Annotated in this window: 11 protein-coding genes; 5 read left to right on the plus strand and 6 right to left on the minus strand. The window is 65.4% G+C overall.

The window, feature by feature from the left end:
• Window positions 1-80: 80 nt before the first annotated feature.
• Complete coding sequence (locus tag I6F37_RS06955; protein WP_036027964.1) at window positions 81-764, minus strand: GntR family transcriptional regulator; 684 nt, start codon at window positions 762-764, stop codon at window positions 81-83.
• 227 nt (window positions 765-991) lie between these two features.
• Here I6F37_RS06955 and I6F37_RS06960 point away from each other — a divergent pair, with 227 nt between their 5' ends.
• The 4 genes from I6F37_RS06960 to I6F37_RS06975 all read left to right on the plus strand — a co-directional run bounded on the left by I6F37_RS06960 (window position 992) and on the right by I6F37_RS06975 (window position 4,867).
• Window positions 992-1,600 carry a TRAP transporter small permease gene (locus I6F37_RS06960; protein WP_225151157.1) on the plus strand — a complete coding sequence of 203 codons (609 nt, stop codon included), beginning with the start codon at window positions 992-994 and terminating at the stop codon, window positions 1,598-1,600.
• Window positions 1,600-2,865, plus strand: coding sequence for a TRAP transporter large permease (locus I6F37_RS06965; protein ID WP_036027963.1), 1,266 nt, complete (start codon window positions 1,600-1,602; stop codon window positions 2,863-2,865). Before I6F37_RS06960 ends, I6F37_RS06965 begins: the two co-directional genes overlap by 1 nt.
• A gap of 18 nt (window positions 2,866-2,883) precedes the next feature.
• On the plus strand, window positions 2,884-3,867 hold the full coding sequence (locus I6F37_RS06970; RefSeq protein WP_057029143.1) for a TRAP transporter substrate-binding protein: 984 nt from the start codon (window positions 2,884-2,886) through the stop codon (window positions 3,865-3,867).
• A 73-nt stretch (window positions 3,868-3,940) separates the two neighbouring features.
• A complete protein-coding gene (locus I6F37_RS06975; protein ID WP_057029142.1) occupies window positions 3,941-4,867 on the plus strand; it encodes a dihydrodipicolinate synthase family protein in 927 nt (308 codons plus the stop codon).
• 105 nt (window positions 4,868-4,972) lie between these two features.
• Here I6F37_RS06975 and I6F37_RS06980 read toward each other — a convergent pair whose 3' ends face one another.
• The 4 genes from I6F37_RS06980 to I6F37_RS06995 are packed head-to-tail and all read right to left on the minus strand — an operon-like array spanning window position 4,973 to window position 10,695.
• Window positions 4,973-5,884: a hydroxymethylglutaryl-CoA lyase gene (locus tag I6F37_RS06980; protein ID WP_225150717.1), complete on the minus strand. Its 912-nt coding sequence runs from the start codon at window positions 5,882-5,884 to the stop codon at window positions 4,973-4,975.
• A gap of 1 nt (window position 5,885) precedes the next feature.
• The gene (locus tag I6F37_RS06985) at window positions 5,886-7,889 is read right to left on the minus strand and encodes an acetyl/propionyl/methylcrotonyl-CoA carboxylase subunit alpha (protein WP_225150718.1); all 2,004 of its coding nucleotides are present in this window, start codon (window positions 7,887-7,889) and stop codon (window positions 5,886-5,888) included.
• 4 nt (window positions 7,890-7,893) lie between these two features.
• The gene (locus I6F37_RS06990; protein ID WP_035999644.1) at window positions 7,894-9,498 is read right to left on the minus strand and encodes a carboxyl transferase domain-containing protein; all 1,605 of its coding nucleotides are present in this window, start codon (window positions 9,496-9,498) and stop codon (window positions 7,894-7,896) included.
• Window positions 9,499-9,522: 24 nt separating this feature from the next.
• Entirely contained in the window at window positions 9,523-10,695 is a 1,173-nt protein-coding gene (locus I6F37_RS06995; RefSeq protein ID WP_035999647.1) for an isovaleryl-CoA dehydrogenase, read from the minus strand.
• 111 nt (window positions 10,696-10,806) lie between these two features.
• Here I6F37_RS06995 and I6F37_RS07000 point away from each other — a divergent pair, with 111 nt between their 5' ends.
• Window positions 10,807-11,835: an AraC family transcriptional regulator gene (locus I6F37_RS07000; protein ID WP_035999650.1), complete on the plus strand. Its 1,029-nt coding sequence runs from the start codon at window positions 10,807-10,809 to the stop codon at window positions 11,833-11,835.
• A gap of 45 nt (window positions 11,836-11,880) precedes the next feature.
• Here the strand turns inward: I6F37_RS07000 and I6F37_RS07005 are convergent, their stop codons facing one another.
• Window positions 11,881-12,375 (minus strand): Lrp/AsnC family transcriptional regulator, encoded by a 495-nt coding sequence (locus tag I6F37_RS07005; RefSeq protein ID WP_035999653.1) that lies wholly within the window; start codon window positions 12,373-12,375, stop codon window positions 11,881-11,883.
• Between the last annotated feature and the right edge of the window lie 66 nt (window positions 12,376-12,441).

Raw genomic sequence — 12,441 nt, forward strand, 5'->3', positions numbered from 1 at the left:
GGATTAGCCGAAGGCGTAATCCACGTCTTCTGTCGCAGCGGAGACGAACAGCGGTGGGTTACGACTTCGGCTAACCCACCCTACGATTTCTCCTTCCGCCGCGACTTCGGCGCGTTCGCCACCACCTGCAGCAGGTCTTTGCGCACGGCCTCGATGTGCCGCTCCAGGAAGCGGCAGGCCTCCTCTACTTTCTGCGCACGACAGAGCGCGATCAGATGGGCGTGCTCCTTCTCGGCAATGCCCATCGACTTGGTGTTGGAGAGTTGTAGCCGCGTGTAGCGGTCGCTGGTCTGCAGCAGCGACAGCACGATCGCGCGCGTGCGCGGCTGCGGGGCGTGGACGTAGAGCGCCATGTGGAAGTCGGCATTGAGCTGGCCCCACTCACTGACGTTGCGCGCCTTGATCGCCTTCTCGAAGCTCCGGTGGATGTCGTCGAGCCCGTCGAAATCCTGCGCGGTGAAGCGCGGCGCCGACTGCGCCAGCAGTCGCGGCTCCAGGATACGGCGGAGGTCGAACACGTCGTTGATCTCGTCCAACGACAGCTCCGAGACGATGGCGCCCTTCTGCGGCACGATGCGCACCAAGCCTTCCGCCTCGAGCTGGAACAGCGCCTCGCGCACCGGGATGCGGCTGACGCCATAGGCTTCGCCCAGCGCGTCCTGGCGCAGCTGCGATCCGGCCGGATAGGAGCCGTCGAGGATTGCCTGGCGGAGCTGGTCGACGATCGCAGCCGACAGGGTGCGATGCTTCAGAGGCTGTTTCATCTGATCGTCCGATGTCCTTCCCGACTCGCGCGGCCGACGCGGTCCCTGTCTTGCATGTCGAGCTGCCCGGCAAAAGCCGGGGCGCCGCATAGTGCCCAGCAAACGCGCGCCCTGCCGCCGAAATGACCGCAAACTCCGTTTGACTCCCAAAATGTATAAATTATACATTTGGCAATCGCACGACAAATCTTCAGGGGGTTGGGGCCTCTTTCATGATCGAGCAGACCATGCCGGCCACGCGCGCACTCAGCCTCCGACGCATGATCGTCCGGATGTCGAGTGCCCTGCTGGCCTGCGAGCGGCTCGCGCTGATGGGTCTGATGTACCTGCTCACCGGTCTGATCCTGGTGAACGTCGTCACCCGCTACTCGCATTTCCCGATCTACTGGATCGATGAATCCGCCGTCTATTGCGTGGTCTGGCTGACCTTCATCGGGGCATCCGCGATGACGCGGCTGCGGCTCGATTTTGCGGTGACGATGCTGACGGAGCGATTGTCCGCTCAGCACCAGAAATTTGCAAAAGTGATCTCGACCGGCCTCGTCGTGGTGTTCGGCGTCGCCCTGATCGTCACCTGCGTGCTCTGGATGGACCCGGTGGGCCTCGCCCGCGCCGGCTTCGACGGGCGTAAGCTCGCCGCCGAGACCTTCAACTTCCTCTACACCGAGCGCACGCAGACGCTGAACTGGCCGACCTGGGTGCTCTATCTGACGCTGCCGATCTTCGCGGTGTCGATGACCGTACATGGTCTCGCCAACCTGCTGGAAGATCTCGAGCTGGTCCCGCGCACGCCGCCGAAGGGCTTCCAGCTCTCCGAGCTCGACGGGGTCAATTGATGATCACGTCAGCAGCCTTCATGGCCTTCATGCTGGTCGGCGTGCCGATCGGCCTCTGCCTCTGCCTCGCCGGCCTCGTCTACATCGCCGCCTCGGGCAACCCGGTGCTGTTCCAGTCCTATCCGCTGCAGCTGTTCGGCGGCGTCGACAGCTACGGCCTGATCGCAATCCCGCTCTTCATCCTGATCGGCGAGATCATGAATGGCGGCGGCATCACGCGGCGCATCGTCGACATGGCGATGGCCTTCGTCGGCTCGCTCAAGGGTGGGCTCGCCTACGTCAACATCCTCGCCAACATGTTCATCTCGTCCATCCTGGGATCGGCGACCGCGCAGGTCGCGATCATGGCGCAGATCATGGTCCCCGAGATGGAGAAGAAGGGCTACGACAAGACCTTCGCGGCCGGCCTGACCGCCTATGGCGGCATGCTCGGCCCGATCATCCCACCCTCGGTGATGTTCGTGGTCTACAGCGTGCTGGCGCAGGTCTCGGTCAGCGACATGCTGATCGCCGGCATCGTCCCGGGCGTCATCCTCACCGTGATGTTCTGCCTCGTCATCGCGCTGATGGGCTACATCTACAACTATCCGCGCGCGGACTACCAGACGCCGCGCCAGCGCGTGATGACGATCCTGCGGACCTCGCCGACGCTACTGATCCCGATCGTCATCGTCGGCACCATTCTCGGCGGCCTCGCCAACGCGACGGAATCCGCAGCGGTCGGCGCCGTCGCCGCAGCGCTCGTCGGAAAATTCTGGACCAAGGAGTTCAAGTTCTCGCAGCTGCCACAGATGATGCTGCGCAGTGCGATCTATTCGGCGATCGTGCTGTTCCTGGTCGCAGCCGCGGCCGTGTTCTCGTGGGTGCTGATCTTCGGCAAGGTGCCGCAGGAGACCGCCGCCTGGATCCAGACCGTCGCCAAGGATCCGGTCAGCTTCATGCTGATCTGCAACGTCATCCTGCTGCTGATCGGCACGGTGATCGACGGCATTCCCGGCCTGATCATGACGGTGCCGATCCTGCTGCCGGTCGCAACCGAGATCTATCACATCGACCCCCGGCAATTCGGCGTCGTCGTGGTGATCAACCTCGTGCTCGGCCTTTTGTCGCCGCCGGTCGGGCTTTGCTTCTTCGTCGCGGCCGCCGTCACCGGCGCCAAGCCCGGCAGGATGTTCATGGTGACGCTGCCCTTCTTCGTCATCGCCTGCATCCTCCTGGTGCTGCTCTCGCTGTACCCATCGCTCTCGCTGATCCTCGTCAAATAGGCCCAAAGGAGTCCCACGATGCCGCTTTCACGCCGCCACTTTCTCGCCGCCAGTGCCGCCGCCTCGGTGTTCGCCCCGTCGCTGGCGCTCGCCCAGGCCAAGGAATTCCGTCTCGGCCTGATCACGCCGAACGGCCATTCCTGGAACAAGGCCGCGCTCAAATTCGGTGACGAGCTCAAGGCCGCCACCAACGGCCGCCTGACCTTGACCGTCTTCCACGCCGGCCAGCTCGGCAACGAGACCGCGATGATGCAGCAATTGCAGTCCGGCGCGCTCGACATGGGCTTCATCCAGGCCGCCGAGCTCGGCTCGCGCGTGCCGCACATCGCCGCGATCAACGCGCCCTACATCGTGCGCTCGACGCCGGCGGTGGCAAAGTTCGTGCGGCATCCGGCGGCGGTGAAGTTGTTCGAGGTGCTGCCGCAGGAGACCGGCACGATCGGGCTCGGCTGGGGCATCACTGGAATGCGCGCGGTGTTCTCCTCCAAGGACCTGAATTCGCTCGCCGACATCAAGGGCATGAAGCTGCGCATCAACCCGACCCCGGTCTATCGCGATTTCTATTCCTCGCTCGGCGCGGCGCCGACGCCGATCCCGACGCCGCAGGTGTTCGACGCCATGGCCAACGGCCAGGTCGACGGCCTCGAAGCCGATCTCGAGTTCTCCTGGAACCAGCGCTTCGACAAGGTGTCGAAGGTGATCCTGCAGATGAACGCCGTCTTCATGCCGATGGCCGCGGTCGTCTCCGGCCGCGTCTGGCAATCGCTGCCCGCCGCCGATCGCGAGCTGGTCACGAAAACGATCAAGACGACGCTGGACGCGCAGATCGACGAGCTCGCCGGCAACGAGCCCACGCTGATCGAGAATTTCAAGAAAGCACCGATCCCGATCCGCCAGGTCGACGCCAAGGACACCGAGGCCGTGATTGCCGAGTTCGACAAGATCTGGCTGCCCAAGGCCCCCGTCCTCGCCGAGCTGCGCAAGGTCGGCGCAACGCTCTGATCCCGTTCCCCATCCCTTTCACAAGAGCCGGCGGCTCCAGCCCCCCGCCGGCACATACCCCTGGAGTCAAACCATGAGCCGCCGCGTTGCCTGGGAAGGCGTCTTCCCGGCCGTCACCACCCAATTCCACGACGATCTCTCGCTCGACATCGACGCGACCGCCAAGGTCATGGACGGATTGATCCGCGACGGCGTCTCCGGCCTGATCGTCTGCGGCTCGGTCGGCGAGAACACCTCGCTCGAGCGCAAGGAGAAGGTCGCGATCATGGAAGCGGCGAAGTCGGTCGCGAAGGGCCGCGTGCCCGTGCTGTGCGGCATCGCCGAATTCACCACCGCGTTTGCGGTGGAGACCGCGCAGGAAGCCGCACGCGTCGGCATCGACGGCGTCATGGTGATGCCGGCGCTGGTCTATTCCTCCAAGCCGCACGAGACCGCCGCGCATTTCCGCGCCGTTGCCTCCGCGACTGACCTTCCCGTGATGCTCTACAACAACCCGCCGATCTACAAGAACGACGTTACGCCCGATATCCTGGCCTCGCTCGCCGACGTCGAGACCGTGGTCTGCTTCAAGGATTCCTCCGGCGACACCAGGCGCTTCATCGACACCCGCAACATGGTCGGCGATCGCTTCGTGCTGTTCGCAGGTCTTGACGACGTCATCGTCGAGAGCGTCGCGATGGGCGCCGTCGGCTGGGTCTCCGGCATGTCCAACGCCTTCCCGCGCGAGGGCGAGACGCTGTTCCGCCTCGCCAAGGCAGGGCGCTTCGCCGAGGCGATGCCGCTCTACGAATGGTTCATGCCGCTCCTGCATCTCGATGCCCGCCCGGACCTCGTCCAGTGCATCAAGCTGTGCGAGCACATCATGGGCCGCGGCACCGCCCTGACCCGCCCTCCCCGCCTGGCACTGCTGCCGCAGGAAAAGGCCGAGGTCGAGGCCCTGATGGCCAAGGCGCTGAAGAACCGCCCGCGCCTGCCGGATGTCGGGCTGAAGGCGGCTTGAAAACTCTCTCGGTCGTCATTGCGAGGAGCCCTTGCGACGAAGCAATCCAGACCGCCTCAGCGGAAAGACTCTGGATTGCTTCGCTTCGCTCGCAATGACGGAGAACTAGGAGACAGCCCGCTTCTTCTTCGCGTTCAGCGCGGAGGCCACGCGGCTCACGGGCGGCTTGCCGAGCACGCCGCTCATCGCGTTCGTCGCCGCCAGCAGCTTCTCCATATCGACACCCGTCCTGACGCCCATACCCTCCAGCATGTAGACGACGTCCTCGGTCGCGACGTTCCCCGTCGCGCCCGGCGCATAGGGACAGCCGCCGAGCCCGCCGGCAGCGGCGTCGATGACGCGGACGCCCTCCTCCAGCCCTGCATAGAGGTTGACGAGCGCCTGGCCGTAAGTGTCGTGGAAATGCATCGCGAGCCTGGCTGCGGGAATGTTGGCGGCAACCGCGCGCAGCATCTCCTTGGCCCTGGCTGGCGTGCCGACACCGATGGTGTCGCCGAGCGAGATCTCATAGCAGCCGAGATCGAACAGCGTGCGCGCAAGATCCGCCACCGCCTTCGGCTTGATCTCGCCATCGAACGGACAGCCCAGCACGCAAGAGATATAGCCGCGCACCTTGACGCCATCCTCCCTGGCGCGCGCCAGCACCGGCTTGAAGCGCTCGATGGACTCCGCAATCGTGCAGTTGATGTTCGCCCGGGAAAACCCCTCGGAGGCCGCCGCGAACACGGAGACCACTTTCGCGCCCGCGGCACGCGCGGCGTCATAGCCCTTTTCGTTCGGCACCAGCACGTGGAATTCGGCGTCCTTCACATCGGCGATGCCGCGCAGCACGGCGTCCGAGCTTGCCATCTGCGGAATGGCCTTGGGCGAGACGAAGGCGCCGACCTCGACCGTATCGAGACCGGCCCCGACCAGCGCCTCGATGAAGGCGATGCGCGCCTCCACGCTGACGGGCGTCTTCTCGTTCTGAAGGCCGTCGCGCGGACCCATTTCGATGATGCGGACAGGATCGCTCATCTCATTCCCCCGAAGGTTCGACCAAGGCGAGCTCGACGCCCTCCTGCACGATGTCGCCGACCTTGCACTTGATGGACTTCAGCACGCCGGCATAGGGCGCGCGCAGCGTCTGCTCCATCTTCATGACTTCCAGCGTGAGGATCGGCGCGCCCTTCTCCAGCTTGGCCCCCTCCTCGGCCAGCACGGCAACCACCGTGCCCGGCAAGGGCGCAGCGATTTTGTCCTCGCCGACATGCTCCTCGCTCTCGCCGCCGAACGGATCGACCCAATGCAGGTCGAAGCGGCCGTTGCGCGTGCGCAGGTACAGCTCATGGCCATCGATGACCGCTGCGACTGACGATTTGACGCCGTCGAGAGTCAGATCGAAGCCGCCATCCTTCGCTGCGATCGTGAACGCCAGCTCGCGGTCGCCGATCACCAGCGTCGACGGTCCGCTGCCATAGTTCAGCGCGATCTTCTGCTCCGGACCATGGCCGACACGGAAGGCAAAGCTGCGCTGGCGGCGACCGACCGGCTGCCAGCCGAAGGTCTGCCAGGGCGAACTCGCCTCCGCATGCGCGGTCTGCCGCTCCTCGTTGACGATGGCGGCAACTGCGGCGCAGAGCTCGAGCTCTCCGGGCGCCGGCGCCGCGGCGGTCAGCACCGCCAGCTCGCGCTCGATGAAGCCGGTGTCGATCGCATTCGCCCGCACCTTCGGATGCGTCATCAGCGCCGACAGGAATGGGATGTTGGTGACGATGCCGCGGACGTCGGATTCCTCCAGCCCGCGGTTCAGCCGCTCGATCGCGACGTCCCGCGTCGGCGCCCACGCGATCACCTTGGCGAGCATGGCGTCATAATACGGCGAGACCGTATCGCCCTCGCGATAGCCGGCGTCGATACGCAGGCCGCCCGTCTCGGCCGGCAGTCGCCAGGTCGAGATCCTGCCGACCGACGGCATGAAGTTCTTGGTCGGGTTCTCGGCGTAGACGCGCGCCTCGACGGCATGGCCGTTGAGTCTGATCTCATCCTGCTTGAGCGGCAGCGCCTCGCCGAAGGCAACGCGCAGCTGCCACTCGACCAGGTCGATGCCGGTGATCAGCTCGGTGACGGGATGCTCGACCTGCAGGCGCGTATTCATCTCGATGAAGAACACGTCCTTGCCGTCGGAGACGAACTCGATGGTGCCGGCACCGACATAGTTCACCGCGCCCGCCGCTTTTCGCGCGGCGGCGCAGACGGTTTCGCGCTGCGCAGCATTGAGCGTCGGTGATGGCGCCTCCTCGATCACCTTCTGATGCCGGCGCTGGAGCGTGCATTCGCGCTCGAACAGCGAGAGCAGATTGCCATGGCTGTCGCCGATGATCTGCACCTCGATATGCCGGGGATTGTCGACGTACTTCTCGATCAACATGCGGTCGTCGCCGAAGGCGGCCTTCGCCTCGCGCTTGGCGCTGACGATCGCCGGCGCCAACTCATCGGCGGACCGCACGATGCGCATGCCGCGCCCGCCGCCACCGGCGGAGGCCTTCACCAGCACGGGAAAGCCGATCTTGTCCGCCGCCTTGGCGAGCGTCGCCTCGTCCTGGGCCTCGCCGTGATAGCCTGATACCAGCGGCACGCCGGCCTTCTCCATCAGCTCTTTCGAGCCGGATTTCGAGCCCATTGCCGTCATCATCCCGGCGGTCGGCCCGACGAAGACGAGGCCGGCGTCATAACAAGCCTGCGCGAACTCGGCATTCTCGGAGAGGAAGCCGTAGCCGGGATGCACGGCCTCCGCTCCGGTCTTGCGCGCGGCCTCGATCAAGCGCTCGATATTGAGATAGCTGTCGCGGGCGCGGGCGGGCCCGAGCAATACGGCCTCATCGGCGAGCGCGACATGCATCGCCTCGCGATCGGCCTCGGAATAGATCGCGACCGTGCGCAGGCCCATCGCACGGGCGGTGCGGATAACGCGGCAGGCGATCTCGCCGCGGTTGGCGATCAGGAGCGTGCGGAAACGCCGGTAGAGTTTTGAGCGGTCCATCACATCACATCCTGAACAGGCCGAATTTCGTCGGCTCGAGCGGCGCATTCGATGCCGCCGAGAGGCCAAGGCCGAGCACGAGACGCGTGTCGGCCGGATCGATCACGCCGTCGTCCCACAGACGCGCGGTCGCGTAGTACGGGTGGCCCTGGCTCTCATATTGCGCGCGAATGGGCTCGCGGAACTTGTCTTCCTCTTCCCTGGACCAGCTGTCGCCCTTGGCTTCGATATTGTCGCGCCGGACCTGGCTCAGCACCATCGAGGCCTGCTCGCCGCCCATCACCGAGATGCGCGCGTTCGGCCACATCCAGAGGAAACGCGGCGAGTAGGCGCGGCCGCACATGCCATAATTGCCGGCGCCGTAGGAGCCGCCGATCACGACGGTGAACTTCGGCACCGAGGCGGTCGCGACCGCCGTCACCAACTTGGCGCCGTCGCGCGCGATACCGCCGGCCTCGTATTTCTTGCCGACCATGAAGCCGGTGATGTTCTGCAGGAACACCAGGGGAATGCCGCGCTGGCAGCACAGCTCGATGAAATGCGCGCCCTTCAGCGAACTCTCGCTGAAGAGAATGCCGTTGTTGGCGATGATGCCGACCGGATAGCCCCAGATATGGGCGAATCCGCACACCAGCGTCGTGCCATAGAGTTTCTTGAACTCGTCGAACTCCGAGCCGTCGACGATGCGCGCGATGATATCGCGCACGTCGAACGGCTTGCGGCCGTCGACCGGCACCACGCCGTAGATTTCCTCCGCCGCGAACAGCGGATCGCGCGGCTTATGCATGTTCAGGTTCGGCCGCACGGAAGGCTTGAGCGTGCCGACGATACGCCGGGCGATGCCGATCGCATGCGCATCGTTCTGGGCGTAGTGATCGGTCACGCCGGACTGCCGCGAATGCACGTCGGCGCCGCCGAGCTCCTCCGCACTGACGACCTCGCCGGTCGCGGCCTTCACCAGTGGCGGGCCGCCGAGGAAGATGGTGCCCTGGTTGCGCACGATGATGCTCTCGTCCGACATCGCCGGCACATAGGCACCGCCGGCGGTGCAGGAGCCCATCACGATCGCGATCTGCGGAATGCCCTGCGACGACATCTGCGCCTGATTGTAGAAGATGCGGCCGAAGTGCCGCTCGTCCGGAAAGATCTCGTCCTGCAGCGGCAGGAAGGCGCCGCCGGAATCCACCATGTAGACGCAGGGCAGATTGTTCTGCCGCGCAATGTCCTGCGCGCGCAGATGCTTCTTCACCGTCATCGGGTAGTAGGTGCCGCCCTTGATGGTGGCATCGTTGGCGACGATCACGCATTCGCGGCCCGAGATGCGCCCAACGCCAGTGACGACGCTGGCCGAATGCACGTCACCGCCATAGAGGCCATAGGCTGCGAGCGGCGACAGCTCCAGGAACGAGGTGCCGGGATCGACGAGGAGGTCGACGCGCTCGCGTGCCAGCATCTTGCCGCGCGCGGTGTGGCGCTTGCGCGAAGCCTCGCCGCCGCCGCCGGCGACCTCGCTGAGTTTCTCACGCAAGTCCGCGACGAGGCCGCGCATGGCCTCGGAATTGCGTGCAAAATCTGATGACGACGGATCGATGCTGGAATGAAGCGGCATGGTGTTTCCAATGGGGTGAAGGACTTAAGCCGTCTCGGCCATCAGCTCGCGGCCGATCAGCATGCGGCGCACCTCCGAGGTGCCCGCGCCGATCTCGTAGAGCTTTGCATCGCGCCACAGGCGCCCGACCGGGAATTCGGAGGTATAGCCGACCCCGCCCAGCGCCTGGATTGCTTCGCCCGCCATCCACGTTGCCTTCTCCGCGGAATAGAGGATCGCAGCAGCCGCGTCCTTGCGCAGGGTGCGCGCGTGGTCGGCGCGGTCGCAGGCGCGGCCCACCGCATAGACATAGGCGCGCGTGGCCTGCCAGGTCGCATACATGTCGGCGAGCTTGCCCTGCATCAGCTGGAAGTCGCCGATCGGCTGGCCGAACTGCTTGCGTTCATGCATGTAGGGCACCACCGCATCCATGCAGGCCGCCATGATGCCGAGCGGGCCACCCGAGAGCACCGCGCGCTCGTAATCGAGGCCGGACATCAGCACCTTGACGCCCTCGCCCACTTTGCCCATCACATTCTCCTCCGGCACCTCGCAATCGTCGAAGAACAGCGGATAGGTGTTGGAGCCGCGCATGCCGAGCTTGTCGAGATGCTGGCCATGGGTGAAGCCCTTGAAGCCCTTCTCGATCAGGAACGCGGTCATGCCGCGCGGGCCGGCCTCCGGATCGGTCTTGGCATAGACCACCAGCACGTCGGCATCGCCGCCGTTTGTGATCCACATCTTGGAGCCGTTGAGCACGTAGCGGTCGCCGCGCTTGTCGGCGCGCAGCTTCATCGAGACCACGTCGGAGCCGGCGCCCGGCTCGGACATCGCGAGCGCACCGACGTATTCGCCTGAGATCAGCTTCGGCAGATAACGCTGCCGCTGCGCGTCATTGCCGTTGCGGCGGATCTGGTTGACGCAAAGATTGGAATGGGCGCCGTAGGACAGGGCCACAGCCGCCGAACCGCGCGAGATTTCCTCCATGGCGACGATATGGGCGAGATAGCCCATATTGGAGCCGCCATATTGCTCCGGTGCGGTCATGCCGAGCAGGCCGAGGTCGCCGAAGCGCTTCCAGAGGTCTGCGGGGAAAAGATTAGCCTTTTCGATCTCGGCGGCACGCGGGGTGATCTCCGCCTCCACGAACGAACGAACGGTGTCGCGCAGCAGGCTGATGTCTTCGCCCAGATCGAAATCGATGCTCGGGATGTTCAAGGCGAGTCCTCCGTATTTTGGGCTCCGAAACTAGCCCGGTCCCGGCCCTCTTGCAGTCGAAAAGGTTGCATTTTCCGCCAAACTTGGCGAGGATTTCCGAAAGGAATTCCGATGCCTTTTCAAGCCGCCACCGCGATTCCGCGCCGCGCCGTCACGCCCGCCGCCTTCGTCCGCGGTGTGGTGGCCGCGTACGAGCATTACGGCCGCGATCCCGCCGAAGCCTTGAGCCGGGGTCAGGTCGCGCCGGAGCTTGTGAATTCTCCTGATGGGCGTGTGACCGCGGCCCAGTTCGAAGCGCTGGCGGGCCATGCCATGCGCGAGCTCGATGACGAGGCGCTTGGCTGGTTCTCGCGCCGGCTGCCATGGGGCACCTACGGCATGCTGTGCCGGGCCTCGATCACCGCACCGACGCTGGAGGTCGCGCTCAAGCGCTGGTGCCGGCATCACCGCTTGGTCACAGAGGATGTGCTGCTCGATCTCGAGGTTGGCGAAGAGACCGCCGTCGTGTCGATCCGTCAGCTCCGTGACCTCGGGCCCTTCCGCGAGTTCTGCCTCGTCACGCTGTTCCGCTACGTCCTCGGCTTCTCATGCTGGGCTGTCGACTCCCAGATCGCGCTCCGCGCGGCTGAGTTTCCTTACTCAGAGCCCGGCCACGTCTCGGTCTATCCGACCATCTTTTGCCGGAACGTCCGCTTCGACGCGGACCGCGCGGCCATCGTCTTCGACAAGCACTATCTGTCGCTACCGCTGACGCGCAGCGCGGCCGATCTCGACAACATGCTCAAGGGCGCGCTCCGGCTCACCGTGCTGCCGTACCGGCGCGACCGCCTGCTGGTCGAGCGCGTCCGCCGCGTGCTGCGAGAAGCGCGCGGACGGGTCCTCGGCGCCGAGGACGTCGCGCGCGAGCTTGCGCTCTCCACCCGCACGATGCATCGCCGTCTGCGCGAGGAGTCCACCTCGCTGCGCGATCTCAAGGAGGAGACGAAATTCGAGCTGGCCAAACAGGAGCTGATGCGCGGCCGCACGCCGATCAAGCGCATCGCCGAGATCGCCGGCTTCCGCAACGAGAAGAGCTTTTCGCGGGCCTTCCGAACCTGGACCGGCACCTCCCCGCGCGAGTTTCGGGGGCGGTATCGCTGAGGCGCTTTTCTGAGAATCAGACTTGATCGTGGAATATTCGGAGCCCTACCCCGCCGGCACTGCCACCGCGACCTCCTGCAATGGCAGCGGCACGTCCTTGGCGACCCCGAGCACGGGGAAGCTGCGCACGTTCTTGACGTTAGGCATCGCGGCGAAATGCAAGAGCTGCTGCCGCATACTCTCGACACTCGGGGCCACGCATTTGAGCAGATAGTCGGTGTCGCCGGAAATCCGCCAGCATTGCTGGATGCGCGGGATTGCGGCGATCGAGCTCTCGAACGCCTCCAGCACCGGCTGGGCCTGGCTGCCGAGCTGGATCGAGACGAACGACACCACCTCGTAGCCGAGCAGCCGCTCGTCGATCACGGCGCGAACCGCCCGGATCACGCCGCGGCTGAACAGCGACTTCAGCCGCCGCAGGCAGTTCGGCGCGGACACGCCGACGCGCAGCGCCAGCTCGTTGTTGCGAACCCGCCCGTCCTGCTGCAGTTCGGATAGGATTTTCAGATCGACGCCGTCGAGCTGGTCACGCCCCGCCATCCCCCACCTCGTCCTGGTCGTGTCATGCGAGGCAGCGAAGCACGGTGGGAAATGGCTGCCAAGGGC

The sequence above is a fragment of the Bradyrhizobium sp. NBAIM08 genome (assembly GCF_020193935.1).
Taxonomy (GTDB): Bacteria; Pseudomonadota; Alphaproteobacteria; order Rhizobiales; family Xanthobacteraceae; genus Bradyrhizobium; species Bradyrhizobium yuanmingense.